This is a genomic window from Acidobacteriota bacterium (assembly GCA_016700075.1).
In the GTDB taxonomy this organism is placed as follows: Bacteria; Acidobacteriota; Blastocatellia; order Pyrinomonadales; family Pyrinomonadaceae; genus OLB17.
This window is the reverse complement of the sequence record CP065000.1, coordinates 2,410,462-2,433,590: the sequence shown is the minus strand read 5'-3', so window position 1 is coordinate 2,433,590 and position 23,129 is coordinate 2,410,462. Positions and strand designations below refer to the sequence as shown.

Below are 23,129 nucleotides of genomic sequence, written 5' to 3'. Positions count from 1 at the left end.
AACAACGGATCACTTCACCAGGCCCTTGCTGCTGAGCTCCGCCGTAGCGGCTTCAACGCGGTCTTCGGCCTCCTGCGTCGAAAGCCATTCGAGCAGTTCCGCGAGGCCGTCCTCGAGCGTTACCTGCGGCTCGTAGCCAAGCAGATCGCGGATCTTTGAGATGTCGGAAACGCAATGCCGGATGTCGCCTTCGCGGTATTTGCCGACGATATCGGGCGCGATGTCCTTGCCGAGACCTTTCGCGAGCAACTCAGCGATCTGCTTGACAGTGGTCGGACGGCCGGTGCCGACGTTCATCGCCTCGTAATCGCCGCGGTCGGTCTCAAGCGCGAGCAGATTTGCACGAACGATGTCCTTCACATTTACAAAATCACGCGACTGCAGCCCGTCCTCGAATATCGTCGGAGCCTGATCGTTCATCAGCCGTGCAGAGAAGATCGCGCAGACGCCGGTGTACGGATTCGACAGAGCCTGCCGCGTGCCGTAAACATTGAAATATCGGAAAGCGACCGTCGGTATTGAGTATGCACGGCCGACCGCAAGGCAATACTGTTCCTGATCCTGTTTACTGACCGCGTAAACGGAGGTTGGGAAAAGCGGCTTTGCCTCCGTTGTGCCGATCGGTTCAAACAGCGTATCGCCGTCGCGAAGTTCCCAATCGTGGCTTTCAAGCTGCGACGCGGGCCGCAACTGCGGATAGATCGTCTCAGCGGTCGCCGGGTTGCGGTATGCACCTTCGCCGTAGATCGACATCGACGACGCGACGATCAATTTCCTGAACTGCCCCGGCCGTTTTATCATCTCTTCGAGCAGAACTGCGGTGCCGAGGTCGTTCGCCTTTACATACCGCACTATCTCGTACATCGACTGGCCGACGCCGACCTCGGCCGCCTGATGATAAACAACCTCAATGCCATCCAATGCCCGCGAAACCGCATCGGCATCGCAGACATCGGCGTGAATGAACTCGGCATTCGGATTGATGTGTTCGGGCGGCGTGTCGCCATGCACCTGTTCGACCAGCGAATCAAGTATCCGCACATTGTGTCCTTTATCGACAAGGGCATCAACGAGATGCGAACCAATAAAACCGGCACCGCCTGTAACTAATACCTTCATGTTGGTCCCAAAAAAACCGCGACAGGAAAAACTGCCAATTTTTCGGTCAAGGTTAAAGGATACTTGGCATGTACGGCTAACGCAATGCCGTCACTTCTGAGCACTGTTCCCTGTAGACCTGCTCATAACCCGAAACCATTCTCGAAATATCAAAACGGTCTTCAATATCCTCGCGGGCACGGGCGGCAATAGCCCCACGCATCTCAACATTGTCGATCAACTCGATGACCGCATCAGCCAAAGCGTCCGGATCCTGCGATTTGACCAGACGGCCCGTTTCACCATCTCTGATGATCTCCCGAACGCCATCGACCGCGGTTGCAACGGTCGGCTTTCCCGCAACCATAGCTTCTAAAACCGCGATGCCGAACGGCTCATCAACTGCCGGATGTACGTAGAGGTCGATCTTTGCCAACAATGCAGGAACTTTTTCTACAAACCCTTTGAAATCAACCTTGTTGCGGATTCCCAGTTTTTCTGTAAGTTCCTCAAGTGAAGCACGAAGAGGCCCTTCCCCGACGATCCACAGGACCGCATCCGGCCGAACATGCATTATCTTTGGAAAGGCGTTGATCAAATAACTTTGCCCTTTCCTATGGGTGAGGCTGCCGACAGAACAAATGATGAAGCCTTCCCGACGTGTCTCAGAGTGTTGAGAATTCTTGGAAGCAGAATCGAAACTGTCAATGTCGATGCCGTTGTGGATAACTGCGATCTTATCAGCTGAAACACCGCCGGCGATCATGTCTTCTTTTACATACTCCGATATTGCGATGATCCGGGCTGCCGAGTTCATCGCAGCCCTTTCGAGCCAACGTATTGGCGGAGGATATTTTTCTATCAGACGCCGCGTATAATGGCATGTGATCACGTGAATTGAATCGCAGAAACACACGGCTATGTAACCAAGCAATGTCGCTTTCATCATGTGCAGGTGCACGATGTCGAATTGCTCACGCCGCAGCAGCCGGATCAGGCGAAGCAACATCAACGGAATTTCCCAAAACCTTTTTCCCGGTATAACGAACTGCCTGAGCCCACGACGATTCAACTCCGTCGGGAAGGCACCGGAACTGTCTTGCTCACAAAACAGATTGCAATAGCTTAATTCGAACTCCGTTCTGTCGAACTTGTCCGACATATCGAGCAACAGCCGCTCGACACCTCCGATGCCGTACCTTGTGCTCGTAATGTTCAAGACTCGGATCTTACCCATTGTCCTTAGCGGCTTCTTGATAAACCGAGATATAGGAAGCGATCATATTTTCACGCGAAAGCAATCGCTCGGCCTTGGCCCGCGCATTCCGGCCTATCTTTTCGGCAAAGGCCTTGTCACTGCTGACCTTCTGCAAAGCGTTAAGCAATGCGGCTTCGTTGCGAACGGATACGACCAACGAATCAGAGCCGTGCTCGCACAACTCCATATTCGCCCTGATATCACTTGCTATGATCGAAGCGCCGCAGGAAAAGGCCTCGACAAGCGAATTCGACATGCCCTCTGCTGACGAAGGGAGGACAAAAACATCAGACGCCAGGATGTAGTCCTTTACATTCGGCTGATGGCCCAGGAATCGAACGTGCCGCGTGATACCAAGTCTTTCCGCGAGTTCCCGAAGATCGGCACCTACTCCGCGATAGGCGCTATCTCCGCCGATTATCAGCAAGTATGAATCCGAAACCGAAGCCAGCAAAGAAGCCCACGCGCGTATAAGCACATCGAGATTCTTTTCCTCGCTAAGCCTCCCGGCAAAGACCCCCAAAAATCCCGACGGCAACTCCATTTCATTGCGAAGGTCTTCCTTATATTTAGCCGTAATGTTAGACGGATCAGGCAGGTCAGTACCATTGTAAATGACCCTGATCCGCTCTCTCGATATTCCGAGACCCTCGATCTCTTCCCGCATCTCGCCATTAAGAACTATCCATCGCCTGACCCGCCGCAAGAGCCTCAGCCTGATGCCAGAAAACGGCATTTTCCGAACCGCGGCAGCTTCGCCGGTTCCGCCGGACAACGTGACTCTAACAACCGCAGGCTTTTTTGTGACAAAACCTGCAAAAACGGCGGCCATTGCCGGGCCGAACAATTGTTGACAGTGAACTACGTCATAACGAGCGCGGAATCTCAGCAACTGTCGAACCGAGTAGATGAAATAAATAATTCCGTTTATGCCTAGCACGCGACCGAAGGTCGGCGACCTCAGTACGTGTATCGACCCCGAAATTTCTTCAAGCGAAAGACCGGCGTAGTTTCGCGTGATCACCAATGTTCTTATGCCGCGGCTGCTAAAGGCATCCATCAGCAACCGGGTGTTTCGCTGTACTCCTCCCGTTGCGGCATCGAGATCTGTTACGAGGATGCACACAGAAATAGGCTTGTCTTGTGAATTGGGGACGATATGCGAGGTCAAAACTGTTTCTGATGTTATCCTACGTCGCCAAATAGTGTCAAAATATGCTGGAGGTCGCGAAATTTCGCGGACTGTCTGAAACGGCGAATATGCGATTTAAAGAAGTAGACGCAATAGTCGGCGGGATACCGTACATTAACCCGCGCAACGCAAGGAAATTGTATGATTTTATTCTTGAGACCGAGACCGTGCGCAACGTGCTGGAGTTGGGCTTCGCTCACGGCACGGCGTCCTGCTACATTGCTGCGGCTCTCGATGAAAAAGGCGGCGGCGAACTGATCTCGGTCGATCTCGAAGAAGCGAAAGAGATGTTTGACCCTTCATTGGAGGATCTTCTTTCTCGCACAGGGCTAGAGAGGTATGTATCGATCTTCAGGGAAAAGACCGGCTACAACTGGTATCTCCACAACGAAATAGAAAGCCGAACTACCGATCACATATGTGAGCCGCGTTTTGACCTCGCGATAATCGATGGGCCAAAGAACTGGACGATTGACGGAATGGCGTTCTTTCTTGTCGATAAGCTGCTAAGAAAGGACGGATGGGTGATCTTTGACGATTACGGATGGACATACGAATCTGCGCAAAGAGATGGCTACGATTCTACTGACGGGGTCGCACACAGAAGCCTATCGACCGAGGAGTTGACGACGCCCCATGTGCGAGAGATCTTTCAACTCTTGGTGATGCAACACCCGAATTATGGAAATTTCCGGATCCATGGTGAAGGCGATTGGGCTTGGGCGCAGAAAACCGGCGGCGGCAACAAGTCCGTAACCTATGAATACAACGCCACGTATAAGGACGGTTTTTCCAAGCTATTCGCAATCGTGAACAAGATCATTGGGATCAGACGATCTTAGATCTCGATAATGTATTCAGTCCACCGGTCGCCTTCCGCGTGCCTCCAACACATGTTTTTTTCTTAGATCTCCCCAAAGGTTTTCACCCAAACACCGACGAAGTCGCGATTCGGACAATGGTGTACCCGTATAAGAGGCCAACTGGGTCTTGCGGTATCGTTTCCATTGTTCTCCAAACGCAGCTGAGTAATTATCAAGGAGCACAAACCTCGGTATCCTGTTAACAAGTGAAAAACCGCAGCCTTGGCTGCATTTCAATTCCGAGTCTGCCGGCACAAGTTCAATGCCGTGTTCAGGGCAAACGAATGGTATCTGTTCAAGATCAGTCATGTATATGGATTGATAGCGGTAGCGTTTCGAATCGATAAGTCTATCGGATTTTGGCTGAAAGTACAGCAATTATTTTAGAAAAGGCGGTTATAGGATGATAGAAGAGAGAGCGAGCGAAATGATTCAATGCGTCAGTTATCCTCATTCCGCTTAAGCTTCCAATGGCAAGTGATGCTTCGAGTCCGGAAAACGCCGGACGCCTCAATTTGGCAAATTTTGGCGGCAGGCTCTTATCTGCAAAGAACTTTGAAAAAAGTGAATTTCCGTCGCGCTTCAGTGCATTCAAATTGTGGTGCATTTGGCCCGTATGGTGTCTGTAAAGAGCTAGAGGCTCATCTAGAGGCAGTATCTTTGAGAGCAAGGCAAATCGTAAAACCATGTCCGCATCGGCCGCCGTAGAAAGATTTTCGTCAAAAAGCCCGACTGCCTCTAACGCACTACGCCTCGCCAGGCCCGTCGTCGCGATGAATCCAGTATTTGACGATAATGTGACTATGTTTCTTACCAGTTGATCCGAATCCGGAACGCCGTTGCGGCCGATCTCGTTCCCGTCACCGTCAATGAAAACCACGCCCGTCAAACAGAGACCTGCGTTACTATTGATCATGACATCAACCTGCCGTTCGATCTTGTTGGGAAACCATTTATCGTCCGCGTCGAGGAAAGCAATAAATTCTCCCGCGGCCTCAGCAATTCCGCGGTTTCGAGCAGACGAAACACCTCCATTTGGTTTCCAAAAGTATCTAATTCGGTCGCCGAAACTCTCGCAGACCCTACACGTATCGTCGGTCGAGCCATCATCAATGACGATGCATTCCACCGCCGGATATGTCTGGCAGAGAATGCTTTCGATCGTTTCGGCAACATAGCGTTCGCCGTTATAAACAGGAATGACTGCGGAAACTAGAGGCAGATTCGGATAATTCATAGGTCACTTGACGCAGACGGCAACTTGAACGTAGCCGACATCTAACTCCGTTGCGTCGAAAACAAAATCATGTTCCCCGGGATAAAAGGTGTGCCCCGATACCAACCTTGCTGCCGATTCCCGTATGGGCGCCGGAAGCCTCGCCCCTAGTTTCCACCCTATTGTTTTTATCCGTGAAACAAGGTCGCGAGGCAGCATTTCCGGCTTCTCAAAATACGGGCAGATACGATACTGCGTTGTGACTCGCTGGCCCAAAAGCTCAACCGATGAAAAATGTGGCTCTAGTAGATCGCGATATTCAGTCGGGGTGAATTCATAGAGGTGAAACGGGTTCAAAGGTTTCCCGTTCACGGGCTTTGTATATAGTGCGTTCGGTGTAGAAATTACCGCCCTGCCGTCAGGTTTCAAAACACGGGCCAGTTCCGCAATAAAACCAGAGTGATCGGTAATATGCTCAACCGTTTCAAATGACGTCACAACGTCGATCGAATTGTCAGGAAACGGAAGCATTGTGCCATCCGCACGAAGAAGATGGGTATTTATAGGCAATTCATTTCGTGCATCGATGAGAGCCTCTGCGGCAAAATCAGCTCCGAATACACGTTCGGCTCCGTGTTCGATCAATATTCCTGCACCAAATCCCGTCCCGCACGCGATATCTAGCACCGACCGGCCTTCAACAAAACGAGCAGCAAACTGATATCGAGCTCGATGCTCACCCCACATGGGCGTTCCCGGTACGAGCGATGCCCTCTCTGCAGCCATTCCGGCCGATGTATTGTCTTCAGAAAAGTACGTCATTTCCCGGTAGTACACCAATACCTCTGCACACCGAAGCGAAAATCCTCATTTCGAATGGAAAGGGCGCACTCGGCAATCATCCGTTTCATTTCAGCTCGGTCAAACTCCCAGATATGATCGGCATCGGTATAGACCAAAGGCGAGCCCAATTCGATACGCATTTTATTGAAGATGGTCTTTTCAATGTCGGGAACCTCAATATAGATGAACCGGAAACGGTCTTTGTAGTGCAGCAGAAGTCCTTTCGGATCGTCCAAATGCTCGAGAATGTGAGAAAGGATCAAAACATCGAATGGCTCGTCACTTTTGGCAAGAAACTCGTCCGCGTCGCCGACAAAGTATTCAAGATTCTCCTTTGAGAACCGGCGAGCGATCTGTATTGCCTGTTCTGAATGATCTACACCTACGACCCGTCTCGCCTTCTCCGCCACCTTAGAGGTGATCTCTCCGCGGGAGCAGCCAAGATCGAGGACAACATGATCTGGCTCTATGAATTGCAGAATATGTTCGACCCCCTGCCTGCGCATCGGGTGTTCATCGGACGGATAAAACTCATAGGACGCCTCGTGAGCAAGGCGCTCAAATATCCACTCCAGATCAAGAAAGAGCTTCAATTTGCCCTTTCGTGCCAAGGGCAGCAGCTTTGCCCTGTAAACGAGCGATGCAATTAAACTGCGTTTCTTTGTTCGTTGGAGTTTTAACGGCATCACCCTTTAGCCAAAGCCCAATTATAGCAATCGATCCAGCCGTCGACCATTTTCTCCATTGTAAAATGATCGTTCACACGTTTTCGCCCGGCTTCAGCGAGCGAGCGTGAGAAATCAACTGAATTCAATACACTGAGCATTGCTTCCGACAGAGATCCCGGATCTTCAGGAGGTACTAACAGTCCACTAACTCCATCCTCCACTACTTCGAGAAGTCCGCCAACGCCTGAAGCCACCAAAGGGCGGCCGCTGCACATCGCTTCTACGGCGGAGATGCCGAATGCCTCGGTATAGCTCGGCATCGCGATCACGTCGCCTACAGCGAACCAGGGAGCGACGTCCTCTTGTCTGCCGGCGAAATGCACAGAAACATTATCCGCCAATTGAGATGCTCTTCGAATCTGCGGTTCATAATTGCCGTCGCCGGTAATTACGACGTGAAGCGGCATGGATAGCCGGTTTGCTGCCAATCTCGCCGCACTTATAAGGTTCAAATGCCCTTTTTCCTCACTCAATCTCCCAACAATAGAAATAACCTTGGCATTCGCCGGAATACCAAGTCTATCGCGAATCCCCTCGATCTCCGCAGGTTCCACATGACGCAATGGAGTTATCCCGTTGTAGGCAACCCTTATTTTTTCCTCTGGAACACCGTCCTCTCGCACTGCAAAAGCCTTTGTAAATGCCGAGCAGGTCATCGTCCTGTCTGAGAGACGGTTTGCAAGGTCGTAAAATACTCTTGATTTTTGTGGGCAAGCGTTGTGATGGCGATGGAACAGCCTTACGGGGCCGGGTGAAATGAACCTTGAAACGCCGCTTATTGCCGCACAAATAGATTCAGATGCATGCACAATGTTATATCGGCCATGACGAATCAACGCCGCCAATCGGAACGAGGCGATCGGGTATCTCAAAGAGCTTACTGCCCCAAGAGCATGAACCGGAATACCTTTTTCTGCGATAATCTCACTTAGCGGACCGGGCGGCCTCAGAGTAACAAACGAAACCTCTACTCCCTTTTTTGCGAGCAGTGGCACGGCTGCTTCCCAATAGCGACTCGGGGCACTTTGTTCAATGAGTACTAAGACCTTCATTACTTATGGCAAACGCACATCATCGTATTCGCACAAAGCCGACGCATGAACCGAGTACTTATCATCTCAAGAGGCGTGGGCGCTGCCTCATTGAGGACAAGATGTTTAATGAGAGACGTGGCCGTGCCGTCACCTTTGGATGATCCACCGCCCGTTCTGCTACGAACGCTATCGAAGATATGCCCGCGCTGTCAACCATTTCATAAAGAGGTTCATTCTTTAATAGTCGCGAAATGAGCATAAAAACGTTATAGCACAATAATGTTACTGAGGTTTCCCAATAGCGTCTCGCAGTTGAATGACCATTCTCCGCAAAGATCAACACATTCACATATTGACTAACCGCATTCGCCTGCTTCATGCTCATAAATAATGGCGACAACTGGAAACAAACAAGCTGATTATGCGTCCACGAGCACTTCGATCAGGGCTATGGTCATAAGCGCCCTACGCAGACCGCTGTTTATCCCGACTGTTGAAAATGTTTTACAGATGTATACCGCTCGCAGTCGTTACGGTAGTTTGATCAGCAGGATACCGCCCAAGCATGTTCATTATCGATCGCCTGCAATAAGGTTGACGACCGTTAATGGTATCAACTATCGAGTAGATCTTAGCGACCTGGTCGGTTGGTGTACGTTTTGGGGCTTTCAATTCGCTTCGCGTCAGCGTCTTTATTCTCTCATTAACCCAGGTGACACCGTTTTAGATATCGGAGCCAATCTGGGCGAAGTTTCGCTCAACGCCGCCAAGATGGTCGGCGATGCCGGTAAGGTATTCGCGTTTGAACCTTTCCCGGCAACCTTCAGGAAACTACAAGAGAACGCTGAGCTCAACTGTTTCACCAATCTCTGCCTAGTCAACAAAGCACTAGGCAGCGAAACGACGACCCTAACGATGTTCTCACCTCAGGCGGGCAACGAAGGAATGAACCGCATCTCGCCAGAGGCAACTTTCGGCTCGTCGGAGACCTTGGTTGATGTCATGCCTCTCGACGATTTCGCCGACGCTGAAGAGCTTAAAAAAATTGATCTTATAAAGCTCGATGTCGAAGGTTTCGAGATGTACGTTCTAAAAGGTGCAATCAGATCTCTCAAAAAATTCAGGCCAAAGCTGTTCGTGGAGGTCACCGATGAATATCTTACAGAGCAAGGTTCATCGGCTTCTGAACTGATCGAATTCTTGCTAGAACAAGATTACACTCTGACGCATGCCGAGAATGGGGAAGCCGTGACAACCTCAAGCGATTACCTGAAGACTCAGTTCGATGTGGTTGCACTACCTTTATAGATCAAGATGCGGGACGCTTTTATTTGTTTTCGCAACATCAACGCGGCAACTGCACCTGCGGCGCCAAAGATCATTACCGAGATAACGAACGAGTTCACCAGCGTAACCGCTGCCAGTGCGACCGCTATCGGAACTATCGAGATGAGTAGATTGCGGCCGGGCACCTCTATTTGTCTATGGCATAGTAAGATTACGACCGCACAGCAGACCGACACCGAAAAAAATGTTGCGATGGCACAGCCAACCAATCCGTAACGCGGTATAAGAATAAAGTTCAGCGAAATATTGACGATCGCCGCAAGAATCGAGGCTATCATTGAAACATAGCTCGCCGATATAGCGTGCGAGAATGCTGCGTAACCGAAGTAGATTGGTGCTCCGATCGCACTGCTCAACAGCAACACAAAAAGTGGGACCGCCGATGCCTCAAAATCGGGCCCGAATACCCTCGGGATCAACATTGAGCCGAACGCCGCTACACCTACACATGCCCCGCTCCAGATCAGTGTGGCTGACGGCAGCACGTCCTCTAGGTACCTTTGTATCGATCGTCTTTCACTTCGCGTTTCGAGGCTAACAAACATAGACAGCAAAACAGTGTTTGCGATGATCGGCAGCTGAAGTGTCATTCCATAGATCTGAGCCGCGATGGCGTATATACCCAAGTCTCGGGTCGAAAGATATCGGGTGATGAAAAACGCGTCCAGATGGCTGGTAGAGAGATATCCGACGATTGCAAAGGGTAGGAGCGGCAATGAGAACATCAGCATTCGTTTTAACTGCACCGTGTCGTAGATATTCCGCAACCCGACGAAGGGACGCAGTATCCCAATCCCTACCGCCGTAAGGATTACCGGCGGAATGATATAGCACCACAGTAAGTTCTCGATCGAGACCGCCCCAACGGCAATCAAACTCATAATCCCCGTAAAGACCATGACCCGTTCCATCATCAGCAAGATCCCTTGTAGGCGAAGCATCTTTACACCTTGCAGCCCGAACTGTATGTGTAGCCAAATAGCGGAGGTCAGTATATGAACGGCGAGCAGCCAGAATATCTGCGTCGGTATCGCAAGCGACACGACAAGTGGTGAGATCCATAGACTGCCAGTGAAAAGTATAAGAAAGAGGTTTGGAAAGAATATAAATGATCTAGACCAGAACGAGTGTGTAATCTTACCTGTTTTAACAAATTCTTCGATTCCAAAGCGGGCCAATGCTGTTGATGACCAATTGAGAAATATTTGGACCAACTGTGATCCGGCGACGAACGCAAATATTCCGCCATAGCCCTCCGGCCCGAGCTGTTTTGTTATCAGCCATACCGAAGCGAGTGAGAAAAATGCGGTTGCTCCGTGTGCTAGTACAAGAGCAGTGTAGTTCTTTGTTGCGTTGCGGATGTCCCAGCCGGACGACCTGCGGTCATCAGCGAAGGAAGACGTATTATCGCTGTCGGCTTTTTCGGGATCCACGTGGCAACTATATTTTTACGGGTCTGGAAGTGTCAAACGTCGGTTTCAAACCCAGCGGCGGACTTGGGAGATGTAGGCGTCGTATTCGCCGGGGAATTCGCGGCGGAGGCGGGGTTCTTCGTGGAGGAAGATGAACAGGTTGAAAACGGCGAACATGAACACGGAATAGATGGCCATTGCGGTGCTCCACCAGAAGAAGGTCTCGCCGATGAGGACGAGCATCATGCCGACGTACATAGGATTGCGGGAATATTTGTAAAGCCCGCTGATAACGAGGCGTTTTGTGGGGTCGAGCGGCGACAGCGTGCCTTTGCCCTCGATGGTAAAACGCACGATGCACAGCCCCGTGATCACAAATCCCGCGATCACGGCCGCGAAGCCGGCGTAATGATTCCACGCCCAAACGTCGGGCGTCAGCGGTTGGCCGACGAACTGCATCAGAGCAAGCGGGATCACCAGCACCGCAACGCCGGGCTGCAGCAATGCGAAAAAGACGGCTCGCAATACTAAGGGCAAATGGGGCATGATCAGCTATTTTCTTTCTATCTCGACCAGACCTCCGTCGTTGGCGTCGATCTTTACCTCGAACAATGCACCGTCCGATTTGCGGATCTTGAATTCGTACACGCGTCGGCCTTTGCGGTTCTTCAGCTCTTCTTTAACGATGTCGCCGGGAACGTGGCTCAATGCGATCTCGCGTGCGCGATCCCGCGAGATGCTTGTCGCCGCGCCGTTCGAGTTTGAGTTGCCGCTGTTGCTGTTCTGGGCCGAGTTGCTGTTGCCGTTGCGGTTTTGATCGTCGCTGCCGCGGCCGCGGCGTTTGTTATCGTTGCCCGTCTCGGCGCCGCCGGCGAAAACCTTACTCTCAGGCGTTTCAAAAACCATCGCCAAAGCCATAAACGACGCGAGGATCGTCGCCAGAACTGTGACACGAAGTGCTGTTTTGATCATATTTTTCTCTCCAATGGTAACACTACAGTGCGTTCGGCCACCTCGAAAAGACATTTCAGGTGGATATTCCCCTGCTCAAAGAACGCTCCGAGTGGATCACACGATCCAGCCGACCCAGCGTTTCCATATGTCTATTTCCTTTTTTCGAGCGGCAAGGTCAGCGGGCGGGAATTCGTGTTCGGCCTTAGTTCTTGTTCTGATGATCTCGATCTGCTCTGCCAATGAATTGAGCCCGACCGCAATTCTTCGCTCCTCGACCTTTTGAGTATCGTCGAACGGGCTCGGGCTCATTTCGCCGTTCTCGTCCCAGTCGAACTGCGTGCCGTAAAGCTGCGGACGGCCCTCGAAAACGGCGATGCGGTCGGTCAGATATGCAAGCTGTTTTGGATCGGCCTCATCCTCAGCAACTGCCTTTTCCAGCATCTGCGCGCATTTTCGCATGAAATTAGGCCGGCTGATGGAATGCTGGATGATCAGCCATGCTGCGTCGCTTGCCGCTTCGCCGACCTTGTCAGCCGTCGGATAGCCGATCTTGTCGATAATACTCTCCAACGCCTCAGCGTTCCTGATGTGCAGAGCTTCCATCTCGGCGTTGTAGCCCTCGAAAAGCTCGCTGGTTTCAATGAGCCTTTCACGCAACGCGAGGTCGGCATCGCGCATTTCGACGATCTCTTTTTCGATGTCGTTGAGCCTTTTCATTGCTTCTTGCGTCCTAATATACTATGTCGGCGATGGAATGGATGACGACGGGCAAGATCGCAATTTTCTTTACAGCAATGGCGGGTATTTTGCTGATGTTCGCGTCATCGACTGCGCAGGACGTCCGTCGGATCACCCACAACAAGGTAAGTTTTGATGTCGTCATCGACCGTCCGCCGAATCCTGTGGTCGATGTCATCGTCGCGTATCACGGCACGGTGCAGTCCGACGACCAGATAATTCCCGCCGCTATCAACACGCTGAACCGCGTTAAAGAGATAACGAACCGCAGCGATGTTATGTTCGTCAGCGTGGCTTATCCGCAGCAGAACGTGCTGTTCGGCGACGGAATACGCGAGGCAGAGGCTGCGCTGCTGTGGGTCAGGGAACGTACGCGTAAAGTGTTGAAAAGAAAGATCAGAAAGCTTTTCGTCGTCGGGCATTCGCAGGGCGGCTATATGGTCACGCGGCTGAACACCATGCACCGCACCGACGGAGTCATCGCAAATGGCCCCGGCCCGCTGAACCTCGTTTACCGCTGCGGGCTCGAGGAAACGGGCCAGGCGCCGCAGTCCGCCGTGTGCAATCTGCTAAGGCAAACCTACGGCACGACGACCGCGAATCCCGCCGCCTATATGGCTCGCTCGCTGCTCAATTTCACCAACGGCCACCGCTCCGACATTCTTTTTGTGCAGGGAATGCAGGACTCACCGATACAGATGTTCTCGTGGCCGGCTTTCAAACAGCAGATGACCCACTGCACCACCTGCCAACTGCGTCAATTCGCCGAGATCGCCGGCGCAGGCCACACCGCGATGTTCGACCACCCGGCCGGCATCGTGGCCTATAATGCGTTCGTTAACTGCGGACGAATCATCGCCGGTCCGAATTTTGGCGAAATGATCGCGGTTGGTCAAAGCATCTCAACTATCTGCATGTTGTTTCCGCAGGTGTCGTCAAATACTGCGATCTTTACCGTTCCCATCACAGTTGGTTCGACGCTGAATTCAACACCGAGTTCTCTTAACCGCTCGAAATCGGCCTGAACATCACTCGAGTCGAACTGCGTATATGGCATACCTGCGTCATAGAGTGCTTTCTGATAGATCTTTGCCGGTTCAAAATGGAGCGGCCCGGGCTCAAGCAATATTTCGGCGCCGTCCAGGTCTTCCGGGCTAACTACCGTGAGCCAACGATTTTGCCCTCCAAGAGGGACATCAACCTTTTTGATAAAACCGAGCTTTTCGGTATAGAACCTTAACGCGTGCTCTTGGTCGAGCACAGGAATGCTTACTATTCTAGCCTTCATTTGTTTCTCCTCTTCGGTCTGATCACGACCTTATGATCAAAGGTTATCAAAACAAATGAAAGGCAACTTATCGAATATTGCTCATTTTCTGAAAATTTTTTGGTGCGAGGCCGACTCGGGTTCGAAAAAGATTGCTGAACGACGCCGGGCTTTCGAATCCAATCTCAAAACATGTCTCAGTTACTGACCTGCCGCTCCTCAACAGCTCTTTGGCTTTTGCAATACGCAGCTCGGTCACAAACTGGCTGGGCGTCTGCCCATAGTATCTCTTGAAGAGTCGTAACAAGTGAAACTTTGACGTAAACCGAGCGTGCGAAATATCATCCAGCGAGATCGATCTGTCGAAATTCTCCAACAGGAAACGGCGGGTCTCGATAATATTCCTGATCTGCCAATCGTTCGCGTAAACCTCCGCCCTGATCCGCTCTAACTCGCGTTGAAAATATGTCATGGTCGTAGATCCGCTCACTGTAACGTCAATGATGCTCCTTTGCCCCATCGGGCAGATCGCCGCGATATATCTTGCTGCCGGTGGCTTTGAATTCGGCGGCTTTTTCGCTCATTCCGACGGCAAGGGCTTTTTCGGCTTCGATGTTTTGTTCTTTCGCATATTCGAGGAACGTTTCAAAGTCTATCTATCTACCCTAACTCAACGACTTACGAATATCTGCCATCTTTAGAAATAGATGAAATTCGTTGTGCGGCGAAGGCTCGAAGCCGAATTTTTCATAAAATGTTTTGGCTGATCCGTCTTTGGCATGGACGAGAAAAGCACGCAAACCGGCAATTTCCGATGCCCGAACCGCACGAAGCAGAGCATCTTTCATCAAGAATTTGCCTAAGCCTTTACCCTTTTGAGTTTTATCGATGGCCATACGTGCCAACAAAATGATCGGGATCGGGTATCTCCCAAGACCTGCCGAAATTTCGGGCGTGGTTTCTTCCATTGAAACCGAACCGAAAACCAATGTGTAATAACCGATTATTTGATCTTCTTCGTTAGCGACAACGTAGGTTCGTGCCGCATCTTTCTTTTGATTTTGGAGAGCATATTTTTTCAAATAGTCGTTCAACGGCTCAACTTCGCAATCAAACGAATCGCGGTCTTGGAGTTTGTCTAGAGGCTTTGTCTCCATTAAACATCTTCCAAGAATAGTTTGCGAAGTGCGGGAATAGATCTTGGCGGCTCGTCCAAAGCCGCTAAGAACTGCTCATATTTTTCACGGCTGACCGCAAATTGAGCATTGTCCAATTCAGACGCCTCGGCCGCAGCGACAGCATTATCCAGCACGAACTCGCTGATCGTCATATTCCCTCGCGACGCCGCACGCGCGATCAAATCCTTCTGCCTCGCCGTCGCGCGAATACTTAATCGATTCTCTCTGTTTTCCTTTGTCGTGATCATACCCATCTCCCCGCACCTATGTGTACACACGGTGTGTACACAGATTATCGATAGTCGAGGATGTATTGTCAATAAAATTAACTGACCGAATATTTTGTCCGAGAGGCCTATAGCCGAGTTTAGACCTTATTGCTCGTGCGGATCTTCACGGATCTTTCAACACAAAATGGTCCCAAGCAGCTTTGGCGATGTCGGCGATGATGCGTTCGTTGGTGTCGAAGTCCTCTTTTGAATCGCTTACGAAAACGCTGATGTAAAAATGTTTGCCGTTCGGCAAAAAGACGATGCCGATGTCATTGACGGCGGCGGTGATGCCTGTCGTTTTATTCGTGCCCGACCAGCCCGTCTTATGAGCCACGACCGTGCCCGCCGGCAGTTGGCCTTTCAACCGATTTACTCCCGTCGAGGTCTCTCGCATCACTTTCCAAATAAACGCATGGCTCTTAGGCGTGAGTAAGTAATTCTTGTTCTCGTAGAACTTTTTCAGAACTTCGTTGGCGGCCTTTGGCGTCGTCCAATTTTGGAACATCATATCCCAGTTCGACTGCATCTGCTCTTCATTGATCTTAATGGAGATGTCCTTGACGCCGTGTTTCCTAATAAAGCGTTCGACCGCAGCCGGTCCGCCAAGCAGTCGCAGCAGGGCATCGCACGTTACGTTGTCGCTCAGCGAAACTGAGTATTCGATCAATTTTGAGAAAGAGAAACTGCCGCCGTCAGGATTTTCGTCTCTAAGCGGACTCCATAGTCCCGGAAGTAGTTGATGCTTCTTGATCTCGACCTGTTGGTCGAGCGTAAACTTGCCCTTATCGATCTCAGTCATCATCGCGAGGCCGATGTGATACTTAAAAACGCTCTGCATTGGAAACCGACGATCGCCGTTGACCGTGACCTTCGTTTTGCCGTCGCCGCCCACGATCGCGACGCCGACGACGGCATTCTTAGAAGTAGCGATCGCTTCGATCCGCTTCTGCAGCGAACCGGTGGTGTGAGCAATTGCAGCACTCTTGGAAAAAAGCAAAAAAAGCAAGGCTAGGGAGAGTGTTTTCTTCATATTTCTGAACGGTCAAATTTCCATGATAGATAGCAACACAAGTGGAGCCGAATTCACCTTCCGGCTCACTTTTGCTTGATCTTTGAGATCGTCTTGGCGACTGTCCTCGACGGTTTGTCCATATCCTCGATGGCGAATCTGACGGCTTCTTTGACAAGAGCGATGACCTGCGGGTTTCGGTAATCGCTTGGCTGCTTGACGTCGATATGCCGTATCAGATTTCCTGTGCCGGTCAGCATTTTGTGAGGGTCGTCGAGAAGCGTGCCTTTGTTGAATCCGAGGTTAACGTGGTTCGCGTAAATCGGCAGCATGCAATACGCATCCGACAGCTTCTCGGAAACGGAGAAAACTGACGTCAAAGCATGCGTATGATATAGAAGCTCGTTGCCCTCAGGGTGGATATCCAAAACGAAATCCCTCAGGTCGCAGAAAAGCGCGACAAGCTCAGGCTCCTTAAAGCTCAGCAACGCCAGAAAGTCTGGATGGATAGGTCGCGATAACATAAACTTCTCTTCTCTCAGTGATGATCACCCGAGGTTGCTCCGTCCGGGCCGTGATAGATCTCGCTGCCCGTGGCTTTGAATTCGGCGGCTTTTTCGCTCATGCCGACGGCAAGGGCTTTTTCGGCTTCGATGTTTTGGGCGGCGGCGTATTCGCGGAAATCCCGTCCCCGTTTAAGGCCTTAGCCTGTCGAGTCGTAACTGCTCCAACTCAGCCTTTAGCGGCTGCCAATATTCTCTGTCAGCTTCACGTTCGATCTTTTCCTCTTGAAATAGTGCGTCGGCCAGAGCCATCTCATCCGCTTTCGAGGCGAACCTTAGTAACGGTCGAAATGCCTCAAGTGAATCAGCAAGCTCTGAATTTGCTGTGGCGACCTCTATCAGAAGTTCCGGGGTTCGCAATTCCAGCATCCAAAATTCCAACTGCTCCCCCGTCGCATGATCTCGGTTAGCAAAGTAATCAGCCTCAAGCAGGCGTCGGATCATCGGCCAATCTTTGTCCCGATGTGTCTTTTTAGCTTTGACCAGATCCGGTAAAGACAACAGATGAAACACGGTACCGTCATCCGACACAATAGCATGTCGCCGCTGCCAAAGCTCTTCGAAGTCATCGACACCGCGCAGCTTAGTCATAATGTCCACTCTTAAGCCTGCCGCCTCGGGTGCCGCACAACGAAAGTGTATCGCATGTCCGCGCTCGAGATAGTCTATGGAAAATGGAGGAACCGCGATGACCTCGGCTTCTAGTTCGTCGAGACTCGATCTTAGTTGAGCTATATTTTCTTTGCTTGCGAGGATCGCAAAATCGATGTCACGGCTAAACTCGGCGCCGCCGTAAAGTATGCACGCCTGGCCGCCCATCAATAGGGCGCGAACTTCGTACCGAGCGATCGAAGAAAGGACTTTGCGTATCGGGCTCAGGATCAAGGCTGCCTCCTAATGCTAGATAAGTTTCCCATAACTTGGAAGATTGCCGCCAACGCTCCATCGGTGTAAGCGAGTACCACTCAGCCAATTCTTCACCTACAAGCTCCTCGGCAGATATTTTGGTCATCGAATTCAAATTTTATCACAACAGAGCATAAAGCATCAGTGGTTCTTGGTCGAGCCATCGGGCAGGTTACCATGGTAGATCTCCGAGCCGGTGGCTTTGAATTCGGCGGCTTTTTCGCTCATGCCGACGGCGAGGGCTTTTTCGGCTTCGATGTTTTGGGCGTTGGCGTAGTCGCGGACGTCTTGGGTTATTTTCATTGAGCAGAAATGCGGGCCGCACATTGAGCAGAAGTGGGCGAGTTTTGCACCTTCGGCAGGGAGCGTTTCGTCGTGGAATTCTTTTGCTTTTTCCGGATCGAGGCCAAGGTTGAATTGGTCCTCCCAGCGGAACTCGAAACGCGCTTTGCTCAAGGCATTATCTCTGTACTGCGCTCCCGGATGGCCTTTGGCGAGGTCGGCGGCGTGAGCGGCGAGTTTGTATGTGATGACGCCTTCTTTCACGTCCTGTTTGTTAGGTAAACCTAAGTGTTCTTTAGGGGTTACGTAGCAAAGCATCGCCGTGCCGAACCAGCCGATCATCGCGGCGCCGATGCCGCTGGTAATGTGGTCGTAGCCCGGTGCGATGTCGGTCGTCAGCGGCCCGAGCGTATAAAACGGAGCCTCGCCGCAGACCTCGAGCTGCTTGTCCATGTTCTCTTTGATCAGGTGCATCGGCACGTGACCGGGACCTTCGATCATCGTCTGGCAATCCATTTCCCACGCGATCTTTGTCAGCTCGCCGAGCGTGTCGAGTTCGGCGAACTGCGCTTCGTCATTTGCATCGGCGATCGAGCCCGGCCGCAAGCCGTCGCCAAGCGAGAAAGCAACGTCGTACGTCCGCATGATCTCGCAGATCTCGCGAAAACGCGTATAAAGAAAGCTTTCCTCGTGATGCGCGAGGCACCATTTTGCCATGATCGAACCGCCGCGGCTGACGATGCCGGTCGTGCGTTTTGCGGTGAGCGGTATGTACGGCAAGCGAACGCCGGCGTGAATGGTGAAGTAATCGACGCCCTGCTCTGCCTGTTCGATCAGCGTGTCGCGATAAATTTCCCATGTGAGTTCTTCAGCCTTACCGTTCACTTTTTCGAGAGCCTGATAGATCGGCACGGTGCCGATCGGCACGGGTGAATTGCGTATGATCCACTCGCGAGTCTCGTGAATATTCTTCCCCGTCGAAAGGTCCATCACCGTGTCGGCTCCCCACAGCGTCGCCCAACGCATCTTTTCGACCTCTTCCTCGATCGACGAAGCGACCGCGCTGTTTCCAATATTTGCGTTGATCTTGACGAGGAAATTGCGGCCGATGATCATCGGTTCGCTCTCGGGATGATTGATGTTGTTCGGGATGATCGCACGGCCGCGTGCGACCTCGTCGCGAACGAACTCGGGCGTTACGAATTCGGGAATTGAAGCTCCGAATGATTCTCCGCGGTGCTGGTGATTCAGCGAAGAGCGGTCGCTTCTTTCAGAGATGCGGACAAGAGTGTCCGCGCTCCTGCCGAGATTCTCGCGCATCGCGACGAACTCCATCTCCGGCGTGATGATGCCGCGGCGTGCGTAGTGCATCTGCGTGACGCAATGGCCGGGTTTTGCGCGGTACACCGTATGCGAAAACTCCGTCCCGCTGTGCTCGGATATCGCCCTTACTGACGTGCGGGCTTCTGCAACGACGTCGCCGCGGGCAAGTATCCATTCACGACGGTGCGGCGGCAAGCCCTCGGTGACTTTCCCTTTGAACTGCGGATCGGTCCACGGGCCGCTCGTGTCATAGACGCGAACGGGAGCGTTCTCGACCAGCGTGCCGTCCATCTCACGCGACGGCGACAGCGATATTTCGCGAAAAGGTATGCGTAAATTAAAGCTGCCGCCGCTTTCCGCTGATCCCTCACTTAGGTGCGGGCTACTGACACCGGTCTCGACGTAAACTTTCTTTGATGCCGGCAGGTGCGTTTGCCCGGCGTTGCGATCGGAAACCCGGTCGCTATCGCTCTCGGTTTTGACATCTGACAACTGACCACTGACAACTGACAACTGTTCTTCCATTGTTTTTCTCCTTTCGTCGGCATTACCCGAATCAAGTAATATGGGTCTCCCGGAAATTCGGGACTCTCAGCTTTCGCTCCCCAGGAACTGAACGTTCTGACGTTAATCTTACATCAACAACAGGAATTGACGAATTCACGGCGTATTCCGATCAATTTCGCTCCTGCGATCTTTTCGCAGATATTTTTCATTTTTCTTGACGGGTTTTGTCGCCGATTCCTGCGTTAGTAGATAGAGGGGCAAATTTCGGCTTACCGCAGCATTTATGTACGGCAAGCCGTCAAACCGCTCCGATATGGGAGGGGAAAGATCCAAACTCACCGGAAACAAGGAGAAAACGATGAAAAGAAAAAAATCGATCGCCATACAACTTGTGCTTGCAGTACTTGTATTTGCAGGAGCGATGTCAGCACAAACAACAGAGTTCACCTATCAGGGGCGGCTGCTCGACGCAGGTTTGCCGCCGACCGCCGTTTATGACATTGAATTCACGCTGTGGGATTCGCTCGTGGGCGGGACGCAGCAAGGGCCTGCGGAGACCAAGACGGGAGTTTCGGTAACGGCGGGCATTTTCACGGTCAGGCTCGATTTCGGTGCACAGTTCACGGGGGCTGCACGTTTTCTGCAGATCGAGGTAAAGCCCACGGGGCCGGGACCTTTTACGCTGCTCGCACCGCGACAGCCGATCACGTCTGCACCGTACTCGGTGAGGAGTTTGAACACGGCGGAGGCAGATTCGCTGTCGGCAACGTGCGTCGGGTGCGTTACTTCGTCGCAGATAGGCAGCGTGAACGGCAGTGCTGTAACGGGGACGATACCCGTGGCATCTGTGCCGCCGGGCAGTGCTGACTACATACAGAACACGGCCTCGCCGCAGGCAAGCTCAAACTTCAACATCTCGGGCAACGGCACAGCCGGCGGCACACTCTCGGGCAATATTGTCAGCGCCGCGACGCAATACAACATCGGTGCAAACCGCATTTTGAGCAATCCGGGGGCAGATAATCTATTTGCCGGCGTCCTCTCAGGCACGTCCAACACCACCGGCGGCAACAATTCCTTCTTCGGCTCATCTGCGGGTGCAAGCAACACGACCGGGCTGAACAATTCCTATTTTGGAGCGAACGCGGGCCTTTTGAATTCGAACGGCAACGGAAGTTCGTTCTTTGGCACCTTTGCAGGCTTCAGCAATACTTCGGGCAGCAACAACTCATTCTTTGGCTTGAGTGCCGGTCAGAACAACACAACTGCCAGCAACAATGCGTTTTTTGGAACCAACGCCGGTCAGGCGAACACGACCGGCAGCGAGAATTCCTTTTTTGGAAGAAGCGCCGGTGAGAATAACACGACCGGCGCTGGCAACTCCTTCTTTGGTCAGGCTGCAGGTCTTAACAACACGACCGGCGACGGTAATTCATTCTTCGGCAGCAGCTCAGGGCGTTCGAACACAGAGGGTGTGAGCAATTCTTTTTTTGGAGCAAATGCTGGTTCTAGAAATACGTTGGGATATGCAAACTCCTTCTTTGGTATAAATGCAGGATTTGAGAACACCACGGGCGGTTCGAATTCATTCTTTGGAGGTGCCTCGGGTTTTAGCAACACGATCGGCAACAGCAACTCTTTTTTTGGAACAGGTGCGGGCTCTTTCAACACGACCGGTAGCGACAATGCCTTTTTTGGCTTCAATGCCGGTCAAAACAACACAACCGCAAGCAACAATGCCTTTTTCGGCAGCTCTGCAGGCGGGAGCAACACCACCGGCGGAAACAACGCCTTTTTCGGCAGGTCTGCCGGCCTGAGCAACACGGACGGGGTCGCTAATTCCTTTTTCGGCACGTCTGCGGGCCAAAGCAACACGTCGGGGGTTAACAACGCCTTTTTCGGCACCAGTGCAGGCCAAAGCAACACGTCGGGGGTTAACAACGCCTTTTTCGGCACCGGTGCAGGTCAGAGCAACACGTCCGGTACGAACAATACGATCATTGGACACTTAGCCAATGTCAGTGCGGGTATTCTGACCAATGCAACGGCTATCGGCAACGGTGCGATCGTCAATGCCAGCAACAAGATAAGGCTGGGCAACGCGAGCGTGACAGTGATCGAAGGCCAGGTCGCTTACACGTTCACGTCCGATATGAATGTCAAAGAGAACTTCCTGCCCGTCGATGGCCGCGACGTGCTGAGAAAGATCCGCGGTTTCAATATGACAAGCTGGAACTACGTCGGCCAGGACGCCACGCGGTTTCGCCACTACGGCCCGATGGCACAGGAGTTCTACAACGCTTTCGGCCGCGACGCGATCGGCACATTCGGCTCGCCGACGACCATCAACAGCGGCGACATGGCCGGCATCACACTCGCCGCGATCAAAGAACTCTCGATCGAGAACGAGGAACAGAAGACACTGATCGAAAGGCAAAAGATGGAAATGGAGAAGCAACGTGCCGAACTCGATCGACAGCGAGCCGAACTCGCTGCCCTGAAAGCCCTCGTATGTGCTCAGAACCCGACCGCGAACGTCTGCAAGGAGGAGAAATGAAGGTTTTCAAGTCAAAAGTAAAAAGGCAAAAGGCAAACGAGTTGTCACCGGCTGATAGGTGGCTGGTGTTCGGTATTCTTCTCTTTCTATTTACCATTTACCATTCACCACTTACCGTTATCGCCCAGACGGGCGGGCCGTATGACCTGAGCCACAATGTGATAGCCGGCGGCGGCGGGTCAAACTCGACCGGCGGAACGTTTAGCATAAGTGGCACCGTAGGCCAGCACGCTGCAGGGGTCTCGTCCGGCGGGACGCCCTTCGACCTGCACGGCGGCTTCTGGTTTCAGAACCTCGCACCGACCTCTGCCGCCGTTGCGGTCACGGGACGCGTCACGACCGCCGACGGCCGTGGCATCCGCGGCGTCCGGCTGACGCTGTCGGCCCCGGACGGCTCGCGTTTGCGGGCCATTACGTCAAACTTCGGTTACTACGCCTTTGGCGGCGTCCCTGTCGGCCAAACCTATGTGCTCGAGATATCGTCGAACCGCTTTACGTTCACCAACCCGACACGTATCTTTAGCCTGCAGGACGAACTGACCAATATGGACTTTACGGCACTGCCGTTATAGTGCGTGATGA

At 52.2% G+C, this 23,129-nt stretch carries 23 protein-coding genes and 1 riboswitch; of the genes, 4 read left to right on the top strand and 19 right to left on the bottom strand.

Going from position 1 to position 23,129, the window contains the following annotated elements; all coding sequences use genetic code 11:
• Positions 1 to 9 precede the first annotated feature (9 nt).
• The 3 genes from IPM50_11060 to IPM50_11050 all read right to left on the bottom strand — a co-directional run bounded on the left by IPM50_11060 (position 10) and on the right by IPM50_11050 (position 3,416).
• A complete protein-coding gene (locus IPM50_11060) occupies positions 10 to 1,119 on the bottom strand; it encodes an NAD-dependent epimerase/dehydratase family protein (GenBank protein ID QQS32205.1) in 1,110 nt (369 codons plus the stop codon).
• 76 nt (positions 1,120 to 1,195) lie between these two features.
• The gene (locus IPM50_11055; protein ID QQS32204.1) at positions 1,196 to 2,335 is read right to left on the bottom strand and encodes a glycosyltransferase family 4 protein; all 1,140 of its coding nucleotides are present in this window, start codon (positions 2,333 to 2,335) and stop codon (positions 1,196 to 1,198) included.
• On the bottom strand, positions 2,328 to 3,416 hold the full coding sequence (locus tag IPM50_11050) for a glycosyltransferase family 4 protein (protein ID QQS32203.1): 1,089 nt from the start codon (positions 3,414 to 3,416) through the stop codon (positions 2,328 to 2,330). The genes IPM50_11055 and IPM50_11050 overlap by 8 nt, the downstream gene beginning before the upstream one ends.
• A 200-nt stretch (positions 3,417 to 3,616) precedes the next feature.
• Here IPM50_11050 and IPM50_11045 point away from each other — a divergent pair, with 200 nt between their 5' ends.
• Positions 3,617 to 4,390 carry a class I SAM-dependent methyltransferase gene (locus tag IPM50_11045; GenBank protein QQS32202.1) on the top strand — a complete coding sequence of 258 codons (774 nt, stop codon included), beginning with the start codon at positions 3,617 to 3,619 and terminating at the stop codon, positions 4,388 to 4,390.
• Between the two features lie 370 nt (positions 4,391 to 4,760).
• On the opposite strand, the gene IPM50_11040 is transcribed toward IPM50_11045, so the two are convergent.
• From IPM50_11040 to IPM50_11025, 4 genes are read right to left on the bottom strand one after another with little or no spacing between them, the layout of a single operon-like run.
• A complete protein-coding gene (locus IPM50_11040; GenBank protein QQS32201.1) occupies positions 4,761 to 5,648 on the bottom strand; it encodes a glycosyltransferase in 888 nt (295 codons plus the stop codon).
• 3 nt (positions 5,649 to 5,651) lie between these two features.
• Positions 5,652 to 6,449: a class I SAM-dependent methyltransferase gene (locus IPM50_11035; GenBank protein ID QQS32200.1), complete on the bottom strand. Its 798-nt coding sequence runs from the start codon at positions 6,447 to 6,449 to the stop codon at positions 5,652 to 5,654.
• On the bottom strand, positions 6,446 to 7,156 hold the full coding sequence (locus IPM50_11030; protein QQS32199.1) for a class I SAM-dependent methyltransferase: 711 nt from the start codon (positions 7,154 to 7,156) through the stop codon (positions 6,446 to 6,448). The genes IPM50_11035 and IPM50_11030 overlap by 4 nt, the downstream gene beginning before the upstream one ends.
• The gene (locus IPM50_11025) at positions 7,156 to 8,250 is read right to left on the bottom strand and encodes a glycosyltransferase (protein QQS32198.1); all 1,095 of its coding nucleotides are present in this window, start codon (positions 8,248 to 8,250) and stop codon (positions 7,156 to 7,158) included. The genes IPM50_11030 and IPM50_11025 overlap by 1 nt, the downstream gene beginning before the upstream one ends.
• A 372-nt stretch (positions 8,251 to 8,622) precedes the next feature.
• On the opposite strand from IPM50_11025, the gene IPM50_11020 reads away from it, so the two are divergent.
• Positions 8,623 to 9,540, top strand: coding sequence for an FkbM family methyltransferase (locus IPM50_11020; GenBank protein QQS32197.1), 918 nt, complete (start codon positions 8,623 to 8,625; stop codon positions 9,538 to 9,540).
• Here IPM50_11020 and IPM50_11015 read toward each other — a convergent pair.
• From IPM50_11015 to thiC, 12 genes are all read right to left on the bottom strand, one after another.
• The gene (locus IPM50_11015; GenBank protein QQS32196.1) at positions 9,510 to 11,012 is read right to left on the bottom strand and encodes a polysaccharide biosynthesis C-terminal domain-containing protein; all 1,503 of its coding nucleotides are present in this window, start codon (positions 11,010 to 11,012) and stop codon (positions 9,510 to 9,512) included. The genes IPM50_11020 and IPM50_11015 overlap by 31 nt on opposite strands.
• A 45-nt stretch (positions 11,013 to 11,057) precedes the next feature.
• Positions 11,058 to 11,537 carry an isoprenylcysteine carboxylmethyltransferase family protein gene (locus IPM50_11010; GenBank protein ID QQS32195.1) on the bottom strand — a complete coding sequence of 160 codons (480 nt, stop codon included), beginning with the start codon at positions 11,535 to 11,537 and terminating at the stop codon, positions 11,058 to 11,060.
• 6 nt (positions 11,538 to 11,543) lie between these two features.
• The gene (locus tag IPM50_11005) at positions 11,544 to 11,963 is read right to left on the bottom strand and encodes a PepSY domain-containing protein (GenBank protein ID QQS32194.1); all 420 of its coding nucleotides are present in this window, start codon (positions 11,961 to 11,963) and stop codon (positions 11,544 to 11,546) included.
• Between the two features lie 96 nt (positions 11,964 to 12,059).
• A complete protein-coding gene (locus IPM50_11000) occupies positions 12,060 to 12,662 on the bottom strand; it encodes a hypothetical protein (protein ID QQS32193.1) in 603 nt (200 codons plus the stop codon).
• Positions 12,663 to 13,575: 913 nt separating this feature from the next.
• On the bottom strand, positions 13,576 to 13,971 hold the full coding sequence (locus IPM50_10995) for a VOC family protein (protein QQS32192.1): 396 nt from the start codon (positions 13,969 to 13,971) through the stop codon (positions 13,576 to 13,578).
• A 67-nt stretch (positions 13,972 to 14,038) separates the two neighbouring features.
• Positions 14,039 to 14,470, bottom strand: a complete 432-nt coding sequence (locus IPM50_10990; GenBank protein ID QQS32191.1) for a helix-turn-helix transcriptional regulator — start codon at positions 14,468 to 14,470, stop codon at positions 14,039 to 14,041.
• Positions 14,471 to 14,615: 145 nt separating this feature from the next.
• Entirely contained in the window at positions 14,616 to 15,107 is a 492-nt protein-coding gene (locus tag IPM50_10985; GenBank protein QQS32190.1) for a GNAT family N-acetyltransferase, read from the bottom strand.
• The gene (locus IPM50_10980; GenBank protein ID QQS32189.1) at positions 15,107 to 15,376 is read right to left on the bottom strand and encodes a DUF1778 domain-containing protein; all 270 of its coding nucleotides are present in this window, start codon (positions 15,374 to 15,376) and stop codon (positions 15,107 to 15,109) included. Before IPM50_10980 ends, IPM50_10985 begins: the two co-directional genes overlap by 1 nt.
• 145 nt (positions 15,377 to 15,521) lie before the next feature.
• Positions 15,522 to 16,430, bottom strand: a complete 909-nt coding sequence (bla, locus tag IPM50_10975) for a class A beta-lactamase, subclass A2 (protein ID QQS32188.1) — start codon at positions 16,428 to 16,430, stop codon at positions 15,522 to 15,524.
• A gap of 65 nt (positions 16,431 to 16,495) precedes the next feature.
• Positions 16,496 to 16,933: a DUF1801 domain-containing protein gene (locus IPM50_10970; GenBank protein QQS32187.1), complete on the bottom strand. Its 438-nt coding sequence runs from the start codon at positions 16,931 to 16,933 to the stop codon at positions 16,496 to 16,498.
• Positions 16,934 to 17,104: 171 nt separating this feature from the next.
• A complete protein-coding gene (locus IPM50_10965; GenBank protein ID QQS32186.1) occupies positions 17,105 to 17,857 on the bottom strand; it encodes a hypothetical protein in 753 nt (250 codons plus the stop codon).
• A 162-nt stretch (positions 17,858 to 18,019) separates the two neighbouring features.
• A complete protein-coding gene (gene thiC / locus IPM50_10960; GenBank protein QQS32185.1) occupies positions 18,020 to 20,008 on the bottom strand; it encodes a phosphomethylpyrimidine synthase ThiC in 1,989 nt (662 codons plus the stop codon).
• Positions 20,000 to 20,101, bottom strand: a riboswitch (TPP riboswitch). It overlaps the preceding gene by 9 nt.
• A gap of 247 nt (positions 20,102 to 20,348) precedes the next feature.
• Here thiC and IPM50_10955 point away from each other — a divergent pair.
• Both IPM50_10955 and IPM50_10950 read left to right on the top strand, forming a co-directional pair.
• Entirely contained in the window at positions 20,349 to 22,547 is a 2,199-nt protein-coding gene (locus IPM50_10955; protein ID QQS32184.1) for a tail fiber domain-containing protein, read from the top strand.
• Complete coding sequence (locus tag IPM50_10950) at positions 22,544 to 23,119, top strand: carboxypeptidase regulatory-like domain-containing protein (protein ID QQS32183.1); 576 nt, start codon at positions 22,544 to 22,546, stop codon at positions 23,117 to 23,119. The genes IPM50_10955 and IPM50_10950 overlap by 4 nt, the downstream gene beginning before the upstream one ends.
• Positions 23,120 to 23,129: the final 10 nt, after the last annotated feature.

Coding starts and splice junctions, on each gene's coding strand:
- IPM50_11060 (QQS32205.1), bottom strand. CDS start 1,119: ATGAAGGTATTAGTTACAGGCGGTGCCGGTTTTATTGGTTCGCATCTC.
- IPM50_11055 (QQS32204.1), bottom strand. CDS start 2,335: ATGGGTAAGATCCGAGTCTTGAACATTACGAGCACAAGGTACGGCATC.
- IPM50_11050 (QQS32203.1), bottom strand. CDS start 3,416: ATGGATGCCTTTAGCAGCCGCGGCATAAGAACATTGGTGATCACGCGA.
- IPM50_11045 (QQS32202.1), top strand. CDS start 3,617: ATGCGATTTAAAGAAGTAGACGCAATAGTCGGCGGGATACCGTACATT.
- IPM50_11040 (QQS32201.1), bottom strand. CDS start 5,648: ATGAATTATCCGAATCTGCCTCTAGTTTCCGCAGTCATTCCTGTTTAT.
- IPM50_11035 (QQS32200.1), bottom strand. CDS start 6,449: ATGACGTACTTTTCTGAAGACAATACATCGGCCGGAATGGCTGCAGAG.
- IPM50_11030 (QQS32199.1), bottom strand. CDS start 7,156: ATGCCGTTAAAACTCCAACGAACAAAGAAACGCAGTTTAATTGCATCG.
- IPM50_11025 (QQS32198.1), bottom strand. CDS start 8,250: ATGAAGGTCTTAGTACTCATTGAACAAAGTGCCCCGAGTCGCTATTGG.
- IPM50_11020 (QQS32197.1), top strand. CDS start 8,623: ATGGCGACAACTGGAAACAAACAAGCTGATTATGCGTCCACGAGCACT.
- IPM50_11010 (QQS32195.1), bottom strand. CDS start 11,537: ATGCCCCATTTGCCCTTAGTATTGCGAGCCGTCTTTTTCGCATTGCTG.
- IPM50_11005 (QQS32194.1), bottom strand. CDS start 11,963: ATGATCAAAACAGCACTTCGTGTCACAGTTCTGGCGACGATCCTCGCG.
- IPM50_11000 (QQS32193.1), bottom strand. CDS start 12,662: ATGAAAAGGCTCAACGACATCGAAAAAGAGATCGTCGAAATGCGCGAT.
- IPM50_10995 (QQS32192.1), bottom strand. CDS start 13,971: ATGAAGGCTAGAATAGTAAGCATTCCTGTGCTCGACCAAGAGCACGCG.
- IPM50_10990 (QQS32191.1), bottom strand. CDS start 14,470: ATGGGGCAAAGGAGCATCATTGACGTTACAGTGAGCGGATCTACGACC.
- IPM50_10985 (QQS32190.1), bottom strand. CDS start 15,107: ATGGAGACAAAGCCTCTAGACAAACTCCAAGACCGCGATTCGTTTGAT.
- IPM50_10980 (QQS32189.1), bottom strand. CDS start 15,376: ATGATCACGACAAAGGAAAACAGAGAGAATCGATTAAGTATTCGCGCG.
- bla (QQS32188.1), bottom strand. CDS start 16,430: ATGAAGAAAACACTCTCCCTAGCCTTGCTTTTTTTGCTTTTTTCCAAG.
- IPM50_10970 (QQS32187.1), bottom strand. CDS start 16,933: ATGTTATCGCGACCTATCCATCCAGACTTTCTGGCGTTGCTGAGCTTT.
- thiC (QQS32185.1), bottom strand. CDS start 20,008: ATGGAAGAACAGTTGTCAGTTGTCAGTGGTCAGTTGTCAGATGTCAAA.
- IPM50_10955 (QQS32184.1), top strand. CDS start 20,349: ATGAAAAGAAAAAAATCGATCGCCATACAACTTGTGCTTGCAGTACTT.
- IPM50_10950 (QQS32183.1), top strand. CDS start 22,544: ATGAAGGTTTTCAAGTCAAAAGTAAAAAGGCAAAAGGCAAACGAGTTG.